Raw genomic sequence first — 16876 nt, forward strand, 5'->3', positions numbered from 1 at the left:
CCGAACGGCGTAACTCGAGACGAACACGAGGACACGGAACGCAGTGGCCAGGGACTACTACGGCATTCTCGGCGTGAGCAAGGGTGCCTCCGATGACGAGATCAAGCGCGCCTACCGCAAGCTGGCGCGCCAGTTCCATCCGGACGTGAATCCGGACCCGGAGGCACAGGAGAAGTTCAAGGACATCAACGCCGCGTACGAGGTCCTCTCGGACGATCGGAAACGGCAGATCGTCGACCTCGGCGGCGACCCGCTGGCACCCGGCGGGGGTGGGCCCGGCGGCCCGGGCGGCCCCGGCGGAGCCGGACCCTTCGTCGGCTTCCAGGACATCATGGACGCGTTCTTCGGCGGCGCGACCGGCGCCGGACGAGGTCCGCGACCGCGCACCCGCCCCGGCGCCGACGCGATCCTGCGCCTGGAACTGGACCTCCAGGAGACCGCCTTCGGCGTCGAGGCGCCGATCACCGTGGACACCGCCGTGCTCTGCACCACCTGCTCCGGCGCCGGCACCGCCGCCGGCACCCACCTGGCCACCTGCGAGGCGTGCGGCGGTCGGGGCGAGGTTCAGTCGGTGCAGCGCACCTTCCTCGGCCAGGTGGTCTCCGCCCGGCCGTGCACGGTCTGCCAGGGCTACGGCACCACGATCCCGCACCCCTGCCCGACCTGCGCCGGTGACGGTCGGGTACGCACCCGTCGGTCGCTGACCGTCAAGATCCCCGCCGGGGTGGAGGACGGCATGCGTATCCGCCTCGCGCAGCAGGGCGAGGTCGGCCCGGGTGGCGGCACCGCCGGGGACCTCTACGTGGAGATCCACGAACGACCGCACGACGTCTTCTCCCGCAAGGGCGACGACCTGCACTGCCGGGTCACCGTGCCGATGACCGCCGCCGCGCTCGGCACCCGGCTGACCATCAAGGCGCTCGACAGCGAGGAACCTGTCGACGTCAAGCCGGGCACCCAGCCGGGCAGCACCCTGCGGCTGCGGGCCCGGGGCGTACCGCACCTGCGCGGCGCCGGGCGCGGTGACCTCTACGTCCACCTGGACGTGCGTACCCCCACCAAGCTCGACGCCGAGCAGGAGCGGATGCTGCGCGAGTTCGCCAAGACGCGTGGCGAAGAGGTGGCCGAGCTGACCAAGCAGGGCGGGTTCTTCTCCCGGATGCGCGACGCCTTCAACGGTCACGCCTGACGTGTCCGCCCCGCTGTTCCTGGTCGAGTCGCTGCCGACGACGGACTCGATGGTGCTGGACGGCCCGGAGGGCCACCACGCCGCCACCGTGCAACGGCTACGCGTCGGCGAGCAGGTGCTGCTCGCCGACGGCCGGGGCGGCACGGCCACCGCCGTGGTCACCGCCGTCGGCCGGGGCGTCCTCGACCTCGACGTCACCGACCGGGGGTACGTCGACGCGGCGAACCCCCGACTGGTGGTGGTGCAGGGCATCGCCAAGGGCGACCGGGGCGAGCTGGCCGTGCAGGCGATGACCGAGGCAGGGGTGGACGAGATCGTCCCCTGGGCGGCGACCCGCTCGGTGGTGCAGTGGCGCGGCGACCGGGGCCTACGCGCCCGCGGCAGATGGCTGGCCACCACCCGGGAGGCGGCGAAGCAAGCCCGACGGGCCTGGCTGCCGGTGGTGGCGGGGGCACCTGACGAAGCCACCGCCTCGGTGGCACGCCGGATCGCCGGTGCAGCCGCCGGGTACGTACTGCACGAGGAGGCGACCGACCGGCTGACCACCGTCGAACTGCCCGACCACGGCGAGATCGTGCTGGTGGTGGGGCCGGAGGGCGGCATCACCCCGGACGAACTGTCGGCCTTCCAGCAGGCCGGTGCCCGGCCGGTCCGGCTCGGCACCTCGGTGCTGCGTACCTCCACCGCGGGCGTGGCCGCCCTCGCCGTCCTCGCCACCCGCCTGCTGCGGTGGTGAGCGTCGCAGGGACGCCGCCGGGGATCTCTTCCTTACACTGCCCGGATGGGAAGCGACTGTCTGTTCTGCCGCATCGTCGCCGGAGAGATCCCGGCCACCGTGGTCCGTGAGACGCCGACCACCCTCGCCTTCCGCGACATCGACCCGAAGGCGCCGGTCCACGTGCTGGTCGTGCCGAAGGAGCACTACGCGGACGTGGCCACGCTCGGTCAGGGAGATCCGGCGCTGGCCGGCGAGGTGCTCGCCACCGCCGCCGCCGTGGCGGAGGACGAGGGCCTGCTCGGCGACGGGTTCCGGCTGATGTTCAACACCGGCGCGTACGGCGGCCAGGAGGTCTTCCACGTGCACGCGCACGTCCTCGGCGGCGCGCCACTGGGCCCGATGCTGGCCCGGAACCTCGGATGACCTCCGCCGCCGGCCGCACCTCCGCCGCCCGTCACCTGGACCGGATGGTGCGTCAGGTCCAGGCGCAGGCCCGGGTGCCGGCGATCTCGGCCGCGGTGCATCGCGCCGACCGGCCGCTGTGGACGTGCACCGCCGGTGGCACCGGCACCCACACGGCCCTGGACGAGCAGACCCGGTTCCGGATCGGCTCGGTGACCAAGACCTTCACCGCGGTCCTGGTCATGCAGTGCCGCGACGACGGGCTGCTCGACCTCGACGACCCGCTGCGGCGGCACGTCGACCTGCCGGCGCACGGCGAGCTGACCGTACGCCGGCTGCTGTCGCACACCGCCGGCCTGCAACGGGAGCCGGACGGCGACGTCTGGGACACGCTGCGCGCGCCGGACGCCGAGCAGCTCGTCGCCGAGTTGGCCCGGGCCGAGCGGGTGCTGCCGCCCGGACGCCGCTACCACTACTCGAATCTCGGCATGGCGTTGCTCGGTCACCTGGTCGGGCAGGTACGCGGTGGCACCTGGGCGGAGGTGCTCAGCGACCGGGTGCTGACTCCGCTCGGACTGACCGCCACCACCGTCACCTCGGGCCCGCGCGCCGCGACCGGGTTCCTCGTCGACGCGTACTCCGACGAGGCGCATCCGGAACCACCCACCGACTTCGGCGCGGTCGGACCGGCCGCGCAACTGTGGAGCACCGCTACCGACATGGCCCGGTGGGCCGCGTTCCTGGCCGACCCGGCGGCGATGGACGCGGTGGGCCGGGTGCTCGCCCCGGCCACCCTGGACGAGATGCGCTGGCCGGTGACGGTCACCGACGAGGCGGTGTGGGCCGGTGGGTTCGGTCTCGGCCTGATCCTGGTGCCGCAGGGGGAGCGGGTGGTGCACGTCGGGCACGACGGGGCGATGCCCGGCTTCCTCGCCGGGGTGTACGGCCGACGCGGCGGCGAGGGGGCCCCGGCCGCGTTCGGCGCCGCCGTGCTGGGCTCCTCCGGCACCGCCGTCGAGCTGCTGGAGCTGCCGCACCGGCTGCTCGCCGCCGCAGTCGATCAAGACCCGGCCGACATCGATCCGTGGCGGCCCGGCGATCCGGCGCCGCCGGAGGTACGCGGGCTGCTCGGCCGCTGGTGGGGCGAGGGCTTCGAGTACGTCTTCTCGTGGCACGAGGGGGCGCTGCGGGCCCGTGGCGCCGCTGACCCACCGGGAAAGCCGCAGGCGGTCTTCGCCCCGGTGCCGCAGCGACCTGACGTGTTTCGTACCGTCGCCGGGCGGGAGAACGGCGAGCTGCTCCGGCTGACCCGCGACTCCGCGGGCGTGGTGGTCCGGATGCACTGGGCGACGTACCGGTTCACCCGCCGTCAGGAGACCTTCGAGGGTTTCGACTTCCGCGCCTGAACCGGCAGTCACCGGCGGCCGAAATGCCTGTTCTGTCCAGTGCTGCGGGGTGCCACGGCGGCGGAAATGGGCAGCGTGTCCGCGTCGTTGACCCGATACGATGGACGCAACGTCCGCACGCCGTGCCACGGGCCCGGCACCGAGATCGAGAGCAGGTGGCGCAGGGCCCTCGGGCCCGACCTATGACCGGCACCCCACCTCCCGGCCCGCCCCGGGTGCAGACCAGGATCACGGTTCCCGACTCGAAGATCATGGTCAACCTGCTCGGCGCGGGTGACGAGATCCTGCGACTGGTCGAGCGCTCGGTGAACAGTGACGTGCACGTGCGTGGCAACGAGATCACCATCACCGGCGCTCCCGCCGACAACGCCCTCGCCGAGCGGCTCTTCAGCGAGCTGCTCGAACTCATCGAGAAAGGCGAGACCCTGACCACAGATGCCGTCCGGCGTACCGTCGGCATGCTCGAACAGGGTGGTACGGAGCGCCCCGCCGAGGTGCTCACCCTCAACATCCTCTCCCGGCGCGGGCGCACCATCCGCCCCAAGACGCTCGGGCAGAAGCGCTACGTCGACGCGATCGACGGGCACACAATCGTCTTCGGCATCGGCCCGGCGGGTACCGGCAAGACCTACCTCGCCATGGCCAAGGCGGTGCAGGCGTTGCAGGCCAAGCAGATCAACCGGATCATCCTGACCCGGCCGGCGGTCGAGGCCGGCGAGCGACTGGGCTTCCTGCCCGGCACGCTCAACGAGAAGATCGACCCCTACCTGCGTCCGCTCTACGACGCGCTGCACGACATGCTCGACCCGGAGACCATCCCGAAGCTGATGGCGGCCGGGACGATCGAGGTCGCCCCCCTGGCATACATGAGGGGTCGCTCGCTTAATGACGCATTCATCATTCTCGACGAGGCGCAGAACACCACGCCCGAGCAGATGAAGATGTTCCTCACCCGGCTCGGCTTCGGCTCCAAGATCGTGGTCACCGGCGACGTCACCCAGGTCGACCTGCCCGGTGGGACGACAAGCGGGTTGCGTGTCGTCCGGGACATTCTGGACGGTGTCGAGGACGTGCACTTCGCGCAACTGTCCAGCGCCGACGTGGTACGTCACCGGTTGGTCGGAGAGATCGTCGACGCGTACGCGCGGTGGGACGCCGAGAACCAGCAGGCGCAGGGTGTGCATGCGGTGTCCGGGCGCAGCGCTCAGGGCAACCGCGGCGGCCGGCGCCGCTAGACCGAGGGAAGACAGTTGTCCATCGAGATCGCCAACGAGTCCGGTGTCGAGGTCGACACCGACGCCGTGCTCGCTGTGGCCCGGCACGCGCTCGACGAGATGGGGGTCAACCCGCTCGCCGAGCTTTCCGTGCTGCTTGTCGACGTCGACTACATGACCGAGCTGAACCATCGGTGGATGGGCGGCGACGGCCCGACCGACGTGCTCGCCTTCCCCATGGACGAGGGCAGCGTCGACCACGGGCCGGGTGAGAGCGCCGCCGCCGGTGGTGAGCCGGCGCTGCTCGGCGACATCGTGCTCTGCCCGGAGGTGGCGGCGAAGCAGGCCGCGACCGCCGGGCACGGCACCGCCGACGAGTTGCACCTGCTCACCGTGCACGGTGTGCTGCACCTGCTCGGCTACGACCACGCGGAGCCGGAGGAGGAGCGGGAGATGTTCGGGCTCCAGGCCCGGTTGCTGGCGAGCTGGCGGTCGGCCCGCTCCCGGTGATGGACACTTCGTTGGCCGCGGCCGCCACCGGCCTACCCGACCTGCAACTGCTCGTCTTCGCTGCCGGGTTGGTGGTGCTCGCCGGCCTGATCGCGATGACCGAGGCGGCCCTGGCCGCGGTCTCCCCGGCCCGGGCGGCCGAGCTGGCCCGGGAGGGGATCCGGGGCGCCCGTACCCTCCAGGCGGTCGCCGGTGACGTGGTCCGGCATCTCAATCTCCTGCTGCTGCTCCGGCTGCTCGCCGAGCTGACCGCCACCACGCTCGTGGCGCTGGTGGCGGTGGACACCTTCGGCGCGGGTTGGCGTGCGGCGCTCGTCACCGCCGGGGCGATGACAGTGGTCAGCTTCGTCGTGGTCGGCGTCGGTCCGCGCACCCTGGGCCGGCAGCACGCGTACGCGGTGGGCCGTTCGGCCGCCCCGCTGGTGCGCTGGCTGGGTCGGGTACTCAACCCGCTGGCCTCCCTGCTGATCCTGATCGGTAACGCGGTCACCCCGGGCCGTGGGTTCCGTGAGGGGCCCTTCGCCACCCAGGTCGAGCTGCGTGAGCTGGTCGACCTCGCCGAGCAGCGGGGTGTGGTGGAGCACGGCGAACGGCAGATGATCCACTCGGTCTTCGCCCTGGGTGACACGATCGCCCGCGAGGTTATGGTGCCGCGTACCGAGATGGTGTGGATCGAGTCGGGCAAGAACCTCTCCCAGGCGCTCGCGCTGTTCCTGCGCTCCGGGTTCTCCCGGATCCCGGTGATCGGCGAGAGCGTCGACGACGTGCTCGGCATCCTCTACCTCAAGGATCTGATCCGGCGTACCCAGGGTGGGGCCGCTGAGGATCATCAGCTGCCGGTGGCCGAGCTGATGCGGCCGGCGACCTTCGTGCCCGAGTCCAAGCCCGTCGACGATCTGTTGTCGGAGATGCAGGCCGCCCGCAACCACCTGGTCATCGTGGTGGACGAGTACGGCGGCACCGGTGGTCTGGTCACCATCGAGGACATCCTCGAGGAGATCGTCGGGGAGATCACCGACGAGTACGACGTCGAGCGTCCACCTGTCGAGCACCTGCCCGACGGTGCGGTGCGGGTCACCGCCCGGTTGCCGGTGGAGGATCTCGGCGAGCTGTTCGACACCGAGCTGCCGCACGACGAGGTGGAGACCGTGGGTGGTCTGCTCGCGCAGTCCCTGGGGCGGGTGCCGATCCCGGGCGCGCAGGTCGAGGTGGCAGGTCTGCGGCTGGTCGCCGAGGGCACCACCGGTCGCCGCAACCGGATCGACACGGTGCTGGTGCGCCGGGTGGAGCCGACAGACACCCCTGACGACGCGGCCGGCCAGCCGACCGCGTCGCGTTCCGACAACGATCGATCCGAAGAGAGGCAGCCCGCCGATGCCTGAGTCACAGGCCGTACCGGCCGCCCGGTCCACCGGCACCGAACTGAGCGCCGAGGATGGCAAGCTGGTCATCCTCGCCCGTGGTGCCCGGGGCCGGGTGGGTGCCGTGGAGGGTGCCGCGGTCCGGGATCAGGACGGCCGAACCTACGCGGCGGCCAGCGTGTCGCTGCCCTCGCTGACCATCACCGCGCTGCAACTGGCTGTCGCCTCGGCGGCTGCCGCGGGTGCCACCCGGTTGGAGGCCGCGGTGGTGGTGACCGAGGCATCCACACTGGACGGTGCCGGGTACGCGGCCGTGCGCGACCTGGCCGCCGATGCGCCGGTGCACGTGGCCGGTCCGGACGGCACGGTGCTCGGCACGGTGACCGAATGAACGAACGCGGCGGGCGCGCCTACCGGGCCGGTTTCGCGTGTTTCGTCGGGCGTCCCAACGCTGGCAAGTCCACGTTGACGAACGCCATCGTCGGGCAGAAGATCGCCATCACCTCGAACAAGCCGCAGACCACCCGGCACATCATCCGGGCGGTGCTGCACCGGCCGGAGTCGCAGCTCGTGCTTGTCGACACCCCGGGCCTGCACCGTCCCCGCACCCTGCTGGGTGAGCGGCTCAACGACCTGGTCCGGCAGACCTGGAGCGAGGTCGACGTGATCGGCCTGTGCATCCCGGCCGACGAGCCGATCGGTCGTGGCGACCGGTTCATCACCGGAGAGCTTGCCGAGCTGAAGGCGACGGTGCTGGCGGTGGTCACCAAGACCGACCTGGTCGATCGGAAACGGTTGGCCGAGCAACTGCTCGCCGTCAGCGAGTTGGGGGACTTTGCGGAGGTCGTGCCGGTCAGCGCGGTCTCCGGGCACCAGGTTGACACCCTGGTCGAGGTGATGACGCGCTATCTTCCCGAGTCGCCGCAGTTGTACCCGGACGACATGCTCACCGACGATCCGGAGCAGGTGCTGGTGGCGGAGCTGATCCGGGAGGCCGCCCTGGAGGGCGTCCGGGACGAGTTGCCGCACTCCATCGCCGTCGTGGTGGAGGAGATGATTCCGGAGGGTCGGCTGACGAAGATCTACGCCGACGTGTACGTGGAGCGGCCGAGCCAGAAGGCGATCGTCATCGGGCATCGGGGCGCTCGGCTCAAGGGCGTCGGCACCGCCGCGCGGCGGCAGATCGAGGAGCTGCTGGGCACGAAGGTCTATCTCGATCTGCACGTGCGGGTCGCCAAGGACTGGCAACGCGACCCGAAGCAGATGCGCAAGCTCGGGTTCTGAGCCGATCGGGCAGGCCGGTCGAATCGGACGAGGGGCACCGTATCTACTGATCGGGACCGGTCAGGCATATGGGAAGTTTCACTATCGCGGTGGGTGTCTGACTGTTTCGTGGGCGGGCAACGGAGGGTAGGAGGGACAAGAGCCTACGCGCCCCCGACACAGATGCAGGCTGATGCGAAACAGATACCTGGACCTGCTGCGCGCCCTGGCCATCGTGCGGGTCGTCGTCTACCACGTCACCGGGTGGGCCTCGCTGACACTGCTGTTCCCGGCGATGTCGGTGATGTTCGCGCTCGCTGGATCGCTGATGGCCGCGTCGCTGCTGCGGTCCGGGCCGACCGCTGTCGGCCGGCGACTACGGCGGTTGCTGCCGTCGCTGTGGGTGGTCGCGGCGATCTTCGTGCCGGCGATGCTGCTCACCGGGTTGCCGTTCACCCCGGCGGTGCTGCTCTGGCTCTTCCCGGTGGCCGATCCGCCGGCGAACTACTGGGGCGCGCTGGCGCTGAGCCCGATCTGGTATCTGCGTGACTACCTCTGGTTCGTGCTCGCCTCGCCTGTCGCGTTGTGGCTGTTCCGCCGCTTCCCACTGCCCACCCTGCTCGCTCCGTACTGCCTGTTGCTTGTCATCGAGGTGGGCATCTATCCGGAGCCGCCTGTCGTGCTTCGTGAGTTCGGCCTCTACTTCGGTGCGTGGCTGCTGGGTTTCGCCCACCAGAGTGGGATGCTGCGCCGGCTGAGCGCCTGGGTTCTGCTGCCGACCGCGTTGGCGCTCGCCGCGTTGGGCGGTGCCTGGATCCTGACCCACCAGGGTCCGCGTGGCTACGACCTCAACGACATTCCGCTCGGCAACGCGCTCTGGTCGGCCGCGTTCATCCTGGTGGCGCTGGGCCGGGCCCCGGCGGCCGCGGCCTGGGTGGACCGCAGCGCGCTGTTCGGCCGGGCGGTCACGGTGCTGAACCGGCGGGCGTTGACCGTCTACCTGTGGCACATGGCGTTCGTGGTCGCCCTCACCCCGCTCGTCGACGTGGTCGGCTGGTCACATCAGAATCTGCTGGGCCTGGCGATCCGGGTGGTCCTGGTCTTCCTGCTGGTGGGGCTGGTGACCGCGATCGTGGGTTGGGTCGAGGACGTCGCGGCGCGGCGTCCACCCGAGCTGATTCCGGGTGGCCGCCGGCCGGCGTCGCGGCCCACCCCCGAAGCGGTGGAGCGTCGGGCGGAGCCGGTTCCGGCACAGCGCGGCCGAGACGGGGAAGTCATCGCGAGATGACTGTGATGTCGCCGCTGCCGGTACGCAGGTCGAGCACGGACGCGGCGGAGGGGTCATCCGGCACACCCAGTTCGATCTCGCCGGAGCCGGCCCTCGGCCGGACCTGGTACGCCCCGTCCGGCACGGTCAGCGCGACGTTGCCGCTCGACGCGTGCGCCCGCGCGGAGACGGGCTTGTCCAGTTCGAGGGTGACGTCGCCGGACTTGGTCTCCGCGTCCACCTCGCCGGTGAGCCGGCTTCCCGTCACGTTCCCGGAGGAGGCGCGCAATACGACGGGTCCGGTCACGTCGTGCACGTCGATGTCGCCCGAGCCGGTCTCCACCCGCACCGTCTGGGTCGACCCGGCGACCCGCACGTTGCCGGAGCCGACCTTGAGGTCCACCTGGCCGACCTGGCTGAGATCGACGTCCCCGGAGCCGGTCTCGCCCCGGACGCCCACCCCCTCGCCGGCGGTCACCTCGTAGGAGACGCTGCACCGGGAGCCGCAGGAGGTGTCCAGCACCAGCTCCGAGTCCCTGATCTCGTACGTCGTGTCCGGCTGGCCGCCCTGGTAGCGGACCACGCGCTTGACGCGTACCCCGTCCGCTCCGCCGTCGGCCCGGACCACCACGTCGCCGGAACCGGGCAGTACTCGGATCGTGGTGATCCGGGCGGACTCGGTGGTGTCGAAATCCAGCTGCCGGTACGACAGGTTGTCACACCCGACCAGGACGATGAGGGCGGCCGTGGCGGCGACCGCGATGCCGGTCCGGCGCGCGGCGCTCCCTCGGGTCGCGGTGGTTCGGCGCGTGGCGGTGGGCCGATCTGCGGCGGCGGGCCGGGGGACGGCGATGGTCCGGTGCGAAGCCATGCCGAGCACGCTACGACCGGCACCACCTGGCGCGCATCCGGGTTCGCCGGCACGGTGACCCCGAGCGGACCCTGAATTCCGACCCGGGGTCGGACCTGATGTCCGGCCGGAGGGGAGAATGGCGCGATGGCCGGGTACCGCCGACAGCTCTACCGCGACGACGCGGTGGTGCTGCGTGTGCAGAAACTCGGCGAGTCCGACCGGATCATCACCCTGCTCACGCGCCGCCACGGCCGGCTCCGCGCGGTGGCCCGAGGGGTACGCCGGACCACCTCGAAGTTCGGTGCCCGGCTGGAGCCCTTCGGGCACGTCGACCTGCAACTGGCCGGCGACCCCAAGGGGGAGTACGGCAGCTCGCTGCACAGCGTCAGCCAGGTCGAGGGGATCGACCTCTACGGCAAGCGGTTCCTCGGCGACTACCCCCGCTATACCGCCGCCAGCGCGATCGCCGAGACCGCCGAGCGTTTCACCCCGGTCGAGCGGGAGCCGTCGTTGCGGCTGTTCCAGCTCACCCTGGGCGCGCTGCGTGCCCTCGCCGAGGGCGATCACGCCACCACGCTTGTGCTCGACGCGTACCTGCTGCGCGGGATGGCGCTGGCGGGCTGGGCGCCGGCGTTGACCGCCTGCGCGGTCTGCGGCACCCCCGGCCGGCACCGGGCCTTCTCGGTGCCCGCCGGAGGCGCGGTCTGCCCGGACTGCCGGCCACCCGGGGCCGCCCACCCCGCCCCGGCCACCATCGACCTGATGTCGGCGCTTACCGTCGGCGACTGGCGGGTCGCCGACGCCACCGAGACCGGGGTACGCCGGGAGTGCAGCGGCCTGGTCGCGGCGCACCTGCAGTGGCACCTGGAACGCGCGCTACGCTCGCTGCCGCTGGTCGACCGGGGTGGCGGGCCGTCGGCACCCGGCGCCAGACGACCGGCCGGCGATGCCGGCGCGAGGCGACCGACCGGCGACGCCGGCACCGTGGCCCCGACCGGCGCAGCGCTGCCGCCCGACCGGGCGTCACAGGACGTGAGCAGGGAGACAACCGAGTGATCCGATCGTCCAGGGCCGGCCGGCGTGAGCCGGTGCCGCCGACACCACACCCGTCGGGAGCCCGACCGCCGGCGCTGCCACCGGGGGCGGTACCCCGCCACGTCGCGGTGGTGATGGACGGCAACGGCCGGTGGGCGAAGGAGCGTGGCCTGCCCCGCACCAAGGGCCACGAGGCGGGGGAGTTCTCCCTCTTCGACACCGTCGAGGGCGCCATCGAGCTCGGCATCCCGTACCTGTCGGCGTACGCCTTCTCGACGGAGAACTGGCGGCGCTCGCCGGACGAGGTGCGGTTCCTGATGGGCTTCAACCGGGACGTCATCCGCCGCCGCCGGGACCAGCTTGTCGACCTCGGGGTGCGGGTGGTGTGGTCCGGCCGGGCCGGACGGCTGTGGAAGAGCGTCATCAGCGAGCTGCAGACCGCCGAGGAGATGTCCCGCGGCAACTCGACGTTGACCCTGCAGTTCTGTGTGAACTACGGCGGGCAGGCGGAGATCGCCGACGCCGCCGCCGCGATCGCCCGGGATGTGGCCGCCGGCCGGCTCGATCCGGCCAAGGTCACCGAGAAGACGGTCGGGCGGTACCTCTACCACCCCGAGGTGCCCGAGGTGGATCTGTTCCTGCGGCCCTCCGGCGAGCAGCGGACCTCGAACTTCCTGCTCTGGCAGAGCGCCTACGCCGAGCTGATCTTCCTGGACACGCTCTGGCCCGACTTCGACCGTCGTCACCTGTGGTATGCCTGCGAGTTGTATGCCAAGCGCGACCGCCGGTTCGGTGGCGCGCTGCCCAACCCGGTGGCCCCGGCCACCTGAGCGTCGGTGGTTGCGGCCACCTGAGCGCTTAGCCGGCGGCCACGCTGGGTATCACCGCTGACAGCAGCAACTGACGGAGGTGAACCCATATGATCCGCAAGCGCATCGGGCAGTGGGCGGTGATGGCCATCGCGGTGCCGGTCGCCGCCGCCGGAGCCCGCAAACTGAGCCACACGCTGGAGTCCCGGCGTGGTCCCAACCGGGCCACCCGCCTGCTCAACAAGGGCGCCGACCTGATCCGCCCGCAGCAGGCCAAGCGCCGCCGCTTCTTCTGACGCGACCGGTTACCCGACTTGCGGCATCTCGCGGTATCCCAGCTAGCGGATACCGCGAGATGCCGCAGTTTGTGATGAGCCGCCCTCACCTCGGCGGGTGGCTCAGGCCTCGACCTCGGCCCGGTCCGGGGTGGCCCAGAGGGTGTGGAACGCGCCGTCCCGGTCGACCCGGCGGTAGGTGTGCGCGCCGAAGTTGTCCCGCAGGCCCTGGATCAGTGCGGCCGGCAGCCGGTCGGCGCGCAGCGCGTCGAAGTATGCGAGCGACGAGGCGAACGCCGGGGCCGGAACACCCGCCCGGGCCGCGTCGGCCACCACCCGTCGCCAGCTCGGCACGCCGTCGCGCACGGTGTCGGCGAACCACGGTGCCACCAGCAGGGTGGGCAGCTCCGGCTGCTCGTCGTACGCCTGCTTGATCCGGTCCAGGAAGCGGGCCCGGATGATGCAGCCGCCGCGCCAGATCGTCGCCGTGCCACCCAGGTCGATGCCCCAGTCGTACTCGGCGCTGCCGGCACGGATCTGGTCGAAGCCCTGGGCGTACGCGACGATCTTCGAGGCCAGCAGCGCCCGGCGGACGTCCTCAATGAACGCCTCGCGGTCACTGACCTGCCACTTCTCGCCGGCCTCGGGGAAGGCCCGCAGCGCGGCCTCACGCTGACCGACGTGCCCGGACAGCGACCGGGCGAAGGTGGCCTCGGCGATGCCGGTGATCGGGATACCCAGGTCGAGGGCGATCTGGACGGTCCACCGGCCGGTGCCCTTCTGCTCGGCCCGGTCCTGCACCACGTCCACAAAGGCCCGCCCGGTCGCGGCGTCGGTGTGCGCCAGCACATCGGCGGTGATCTCGATCAGGAACGACTCCAGCTCACCGGAGTTCCACTCCCGGAAGATCTGCGCGATCTCCGCCGGCTCCGCGCCAAGCCCGGCCCGCAGCAGGTCGTACGCCTCGGCGATGAGCTGCATGTCGGCGTACTCGATGCCGTTGTGCACCATCTTGACGAAGTGACCGGCGCCGTCCGGCCCGACGTGCTGGCAGCAGGGCTCGCCGTCGACCTGCGCGGCGATCTTCTCGAAGATCGGCCCGAGCTTGCGGTACGACTCGGCCGAGCCGCCCGGCATGATGCTCGGCCCCCACAGCGCGCCCTCCTCGCCACCGGAGACACCGGTGCCGACGAAGTGCAGGCCCTGGGTCCGCAGCGCCTCCTCTCGGCGACGGGTGTCGGCGAAGTGCGCGTTGCCGCAGTCGATGATGATGTCGCCCGCTTCCAGCAGCGGCACCAACTCGTCGATCACCGCGTCGGTGGGACCGCCCGCCTTGACCATGATGATCACCGCGCGGGGCCGCTCCAGCGCGGCGACGAAGTCCGCCAGGGACTCCGTCGGGACGAAGGTGCCCTCGTCGCCGTGCTCCGCCACCAGCGACCGGGTCCGCTCCGGCGAGCGGTTGTGCAACGCCACGGTGAACCCGTTGCGGGCCAGGTTCCGGGCCAGGTTGCGGCCCATCACCGCCAGCCCCGTCACACCGATCTGCGCCGTAGCCCGATCCGCCATCCTCGTCGCCACCTTCCGCCGTCTACCTGTAGTGCTGCGACGGTATCGCGGCACCGGGTCGGCCCGCGCCGTCCCCCCACCGCTGGTCATCAGGTGGTCGCGTAGCGCACCACCATGCCGACGCGCGACGGTGGCGGTAATTCGGATGCGCCCGCGCCGCCGGGGGCGATAACGTGCGGGCATGCGCTACTGACGCCCCCTTTCCGAGCCGGGTCCGCCGCCGTCTGGCCGCGACCCGTGTGCTCCGGGCGTCCGCGTGTGTCCACCCGCCGTCGGCGGTTGTGGTGTCTTCCGTGGCCGGTCCCGGGGCAGCAGTCCCGTCCGTCCCCGACCGCCCTGGTGGCGGTCCGCACGAGGCGGCCGACCGACCGTCCACCGGTCGCCGGCCCAGCGAGGAGGCACAGATGCCCGCCAAGCGCAGTTCCCGGAAGTCCCGTCCCGACCGTCATTCGGCCGAACTCGCCGCCGTCACACCGGCGAACCTGGACGACGTCGCGATCGCGCCGGTGCCCACCCTGCCGACCGTACGGCCGACCGCCCCGAAGGCGGGTCCGCCGGCCACCGGCACCTCCGGGGTGGGCCGGGGCCAGCGGGCCGGCCAGGTCCGCCGCTACGCGTTCCGGCGTAGCTGACGGTTCGCGCGGGGGCCGGGTGCGGCGTCGGTACGCGCACCCGGCCCCTGCCCTCCCGCGTCGCCGGTGCCAGGCAACGACCGCATCCGTCGCTGAGCAGGTGCCGTTCCGGTACCGGCGGGTTCAGCCGACCAGCGGGCGGAAGACGCCGAGCGCCACGCTGACGGCGAGCGCGGCCCCGGCGGTCGCTGTCGCGCCGACGACGAGCAGCCAGTCGGCCGCGACGAAATGCTGTCGGCGGGCGAAGGTGCGTGGCACCGTGCTGTCGAAGCCCCGGGCGTCCATCGCGACGGCGAGCCGGGTGCCTCGCCGGATCGCCCCGACCAGCAGCGTGAACGCCGTCGAGACGAACAGTCGCACCCGGGCCACCGGACTGTGTCCCGCCTCGACGCCGCGCGCCCGTCGGGCCATGCTGATCATCTGCCACTCCTGGCCGAGCAGCGGCACCAACCGGAACGCGGCGAGCGCGCCGATGGCGAACCGGGCGGGTGCCTTGGCGTTCTGCACAAGCGCGTCGGCCAGGTCCGTCGGGTCGGTGGTGGCGAAGACGATCACGCCGGGCAGCGCGACCGCGAACAGCCGCAGGACCAGGCCGAGTGCGGTGAGCAGCACGCCGGAGGTCACCACTATCGGTCCCGCGTCGAGCAGCACGCGGCCCGACCGGTCGGCGGCGAAGAGCACGAGCGTGACCAGGATGCCGCCGCCGGCGGCGAGCAGTGGCCAGACCCGTCGGGCCAGCAGCCGGGGGTGCACCCCGAACAGCGGCAGCGCCGCCAGTTCCACGGCGATCGCGATCGCCGGGGTGACCGGGTCCAGCGTGGCCATCAGCGGAAACGTGAACAGCATCGCCGCCGTCAGCTTGGCCACCGGATTGCGTCGGGCCAGCGGCGCGTCCGGACGGGCGATCGGCTCCAGGGTGATCATCGCCGTACCGGTCCCGCGTCGAGCGGTTCGAGGGCCAGCGTGCGGTCGGCCAGGGCGGCCACGAACTCGGCGTCGTGGGTGACGGTGACCAGGCCGTGACCGGCGTCGCGCCTGTCGGCGAGGAGGTCCACCAGTTCGCGCCAGGTGCGCCGGTCCTGGCCGAATGTGGGTTCGTCGCAGATCAGCAGGCGGGGCGCGGTGGCCAGGGCGGTCGCCACGCTCAGCCGCCGCGCCTCGCCACCGGAGAGGGTGTACGGGTTGGCGGCGGCGAGCCGGTCCAGCCGCAGCCGGCTCAACAGGTCCGTCACGCGGTCGCGGACCGCCGACTCGGCGGTCCCGGTCCGCCTCGGCCCGAGGGCCAGTTCGTCGAAGACCGTGCCGGTGACGAACTGGTGCTCCGGGTTCTGGAACACCGAGCCGATCCGGCGGGTAAGCGCCGGTGCCCGCCAACGGTGCGGCGCGCTACGCGCGTCGGCTCCGGCCAGCTCCGGGCTTGCCGCCAGCCGTCCGGTGCCCGGCCGGAGCAGGCCACCGAGCAGCAGCGCCAGGGTGGACTTCCCGGCGCCGTTCGGCCCGAGCACGGCGAGCGCCTCACCGGCGCGTACGGTCAGGTCGGTGGCGGCCAGCCGGGGCGGCTGGCCGAGCCGCTCGGCGGTCAGCAGCACCTCGCCGGGCGGGCCGGTGGCCCGACGGGGCGGGATCTCCCGACCGGGCACCCAGACCCCCTCGGCGGCGAGGGCGTCGCCGTGTGCGGCGAAGACCGCGTCCGGCGGGCCGTCGGCGCGGATCCCGCCGCCCGGTTCGAGCACCACCACCCGGTCGACGAGCGGCAGCGCCTCGGCGACCCGGTGCTCGACCAGGATCAGTGTGGTGTCCGCGTCGACTGCCTGGGCGAGCGCCGTGCGGATCAGGGCGGCGCCCGCCGGGTCGAGGTTGGCCGTGGGTTCGTCGAGCAGCAGCAGACCGGGACGCAACGCCAGCACGCCGGCCAGGGCGAGGCGCTGCTGTTCGCCGCCGGACAGCGCCGCGGTGGGCCGGTCCCGGTGGTACGGGAAGCCGACCCGGTCCAGCGCCTCGTCCACCCGCGGCCAGATCTGGCCGGCCGCCACCCCCCGGTTCTCCAGCCCGAACGCCACGTCGTCGCCGCTGCGGGCCATGACGAGCTGGGACTGCGGGTCCTGGAAGACGATGCCGACCCGGTCGCGGGCCTCGTCCGCCGACCGGCCGTCGATCTCGATGCTGCCCGCGTGCTCCCCGGAGTCCTCGGGTAGCAGCCCGGCCAACGCCGCAAGCAACGTGCTCTTCCCGGCCCCGGACGCCCCGAGCAGCAGCACCCGCTCGCCACGTTCCACCCGCAGATCAACCCCGCGTACCGCCCAGTCACGCCGCCCGGCGTGCCGCCACCCGAACCCCCGCACCCGCACCCCGCTCACCAGCCCACCCTCCCTT

Annotated in this window: 18 protein-coding genes; 14 read left to right on the forward strand and 4 right to left on the reverse strand. The window is 72.2% G+C overall.

Translation table 11 applies throughout. From position 1 onward, the window contains the following. Positions 1-43 precede the first annotated feature (43 nt). From dnaJ to Van01_RS11565, 10 genes are all read left to right on the forward strand, one after another. Positions 44-1189 carry a molecular chaperone DnaJ gene (dnaJ, locus tag Van01_RS11520; protein ID WP_099850452.1) on the forward strand — a complete coding sequence of 382 codons (1146 nt, stop codon included), beginning with the start codon at positions 44-46 and terminating at the stop codon, positions 1187-1189. Position 1190: 1 nt separating this feature from the next. Further along, the gene (locus Van01_RS11525; RefSeq protein ID WP_204005600.1) at positions 1191-1925 is read left to right on the forward strand and encodes a 16S rRNA (uracil(1498)-N(3))-methyltransferase; all 735 of its coding nucleotides are present in this window, start codon (positions 1191-1193) and stop codon (positions 1923-1925) included. 45 nt (positions 1926-1970) lie between these two features. Continuing rightward, entirely contained in the window at positions 1971-2330 is a 360-nt protein-coding gene (locus Van01_RS11530; RefSeq protein WP_099850456.1) for a histidine triad nucleotide-binding protein, read from the forward strand. Beyond that, positions 2327-3715 (forward strand): serine hydrolase domain-containing protein, encoded by a 1389-nt coding sequence (locus tag Van01_RS11535; protein ID WP_204005602.1) that lies wholly within the window; start codon positions 2327-2329, stop codon positions 3713-3715. Before Van01_RS11530 ends, Van01_RS11535 begins: the two co-directional genes overlap by 4 nt. 182 nt (positions 3716-3897) lie before the next feature. Then, complete coding sequence (locus tag Van01_RS11540) at positions 3898-4950, forward strand: PhoH family protein (RefSeq protein ID WP_204005610.1); 1053 nt, start codon at positions 3898-3900, stop codon at positions 4948-4950. Positions 4951-4965: 15 nt separating this feature from the next. Then, positions 4966-5439, forward strand: coding sequence for an rRNA maturation RNase YbeY (gene ybeY / locus Van01_RS11545; protein ID WP_204005612.1), 474 nt, complete (start codon positions 4966-4968; stop codon positions 5437-5439). Then, positions 5439-6821, forward strand: a complete 1383-nt coding sequence (locus Van01_RS11550) for a hemolysin family protein (RefSeq protein WP_373306239.1) — start codon at positions 5439-5441, stop codon at positions 6819-6821. The genes ybeY and Van01_RS11550 overlap by 1 nt, the downstream gene beginning before the upstream one ends. Further along, positions 6814-7191, forward strand: a complete 378-nt coding sequence (locus Van01_RS11555; protein ID WP_204005614.1) for a cytidine deaminase-like protein — start codon at positions 6814-6816, stop codon at positions 7189-7191. Before Van01_RS11550 ends, Van01_RS11555 begins: the two co-directional genes overlap by 8 nt. After that, positions 7188-8084: a GTPase Era gene (era, locus tag Van01_RS11560; protein ID WP_204005617.1), complete on the forward strand. Its 897-nt coding sequence runs from the start codon at positions 7188-7190 to the stop codon at positions 8082-8084. The genes Van01_RS11555 and era overlap by 4 nt, the downstream gene beginning before the upstream one ends. A 172-nt stretch (positions 8085-8256) precedes the next feature. Continuing rightward, positions 8257-9351: an acyltransferase family protein gene (locus tag Van01_RS11565; RefSeq protein ID WP_204005619.1), complete on the forward strand. Its 1095-nt coding sequence runs from the start codon at positions 8257-8259 to the stop codon at positions 9349-9351. On the opposite strand, the gene Van01_RS11570 is transcribed toward Van01_RS11565, so the two are convergent. After that, positions 9338-10201, reverse strand: a complete 864-nt coding sequence (locus tag Van01_RS11570) for a DUF4097 family beta strand repeat-containing protein (RefSeq protein WP_204005621.1) — start codon at positions 10199-10201, stop codon at positions 9338-9340. The genes Van01_RS11565 and Van01_RS11570 overlap by 14 nt on opposite strands. 126 nt (positions 10202-10327) lie before the next feature. On the opposite strand from Van01_RS11570, the gene recO reads away from it, so the two are divergent. The 3 genes from recO to Van01_RS11585 all read left to right on the forward strand — a co-directional run bounded on the left by recO (position 10328) and on the right by Van01_RS11585 (position 12323). Further along, positions 10328-11239 carry a DNA repair protein RecO gene (gene recO, locus Van01_RS11575; RefSeq protein ID WP_239099007.1) on the forward strand — a complete coding sequence of 304 codons (912 nt, stop codon included), beginning with the start codon at positions 10328-10330 and terminating at the stop codon, positions 11237-11239. Positions 11240-11271: 32 nt separating this feature from the next. Continuing rightward, positions 11272-12048 (forward strand): isoprenyl transferase, encoded by a 777-nt coding sequence (locus Van01_RS11580; RefSeq protein ID WP_204006151.1) that lies wholly within the window; start codon positions 11272-11274, stop codon positions 12046-12048. An 89-nt stretch (positions 12049-12137) separates the two neighbouring features. Further along, positions 12138-12323, forward strand: coding sequence for a hypothetical protein (locus Van01_RS11585; RefSeq protein ID WP_093407489.1), 186 nt, complete (start codon positions 12138-12140; stop codon positions 12321-12323). 102 nt (positions 12324-12425) lie between these two features. Here Van01_RS11585 and gnd read toward each other — a convergent pair whose 3' ends face one another. Then, positions 12426-13871 (reverse strand): NADP-dependent phosphogluconate dehydrogenase, encoded by a 1446-nt coding sequence (gene gnd / locus Van01_RS11590; RefSeq protein WP_204005623.1) that lies wholly within the window; start codon positions 13869-13871, stop codon positions 12426-12428. 404 nt (positions 13872-14275) lie between these two features. Between gnd and Van01_RS11595 the strand changes: the two genes are divergently transcribed. Further along, a complete protein-coding gene (locus tag Van01_RS11595) occupies positions 14276-14503 on the forward strand; it encodes a hypothetical protein (RefSeq protein WP_204005625.1) in 228 nt (75 codons plus the stop codon). A 123-nt stretch (positions 14504-14626) separates the two neighbouring features. Here Van01_RS11595 and Van01_RS11600 read toward each other — a convergent pair whose 3' ends face one another. Together Van01_RS11600 and Van01_RS11605 are read right to left on the reverse strand one after the other, a co-directional pair. Next, positions 14627-15427: an energy-coupling factor transporter transmembrane component T family protein gene (locus Van01_RS11600; protein WP_204005627.1), complete on the reverse strand. Its 801-nt coding sequence runs from the start codon at positions 15425-15427 to the stop codon at positions 14627-14629. Next, the gene (locus Van01_RS11605) at positions 15424-16860 is read right to left on the reverse strand and encodes an ABC transporter ATP-binding protein (protein WP_204005629.1); all 1437 of its coding nucleotides are present in this window, start codon (positions 16858-16860) and stop codon (positions 15424-15426) included. The genes Van01_RS11600 and Van01_RS11605 overlap by 4 nt, the downstream gene beginning before the upstream one ends. Between the last annotated feature and the right edge of the window lie 16 nt (positions 16861-16876).

Origin of the sequence: Micromonospora andamanensis (assembly GCF_016863495.1) — a bacterium.
GTDB classification, from domain to species: Bacteria; Actinomycetota; Actinomycetes; order Mycobacteriales; family Micromonosporaceae; genus Micromonospora; species Micromonospora andamanensis.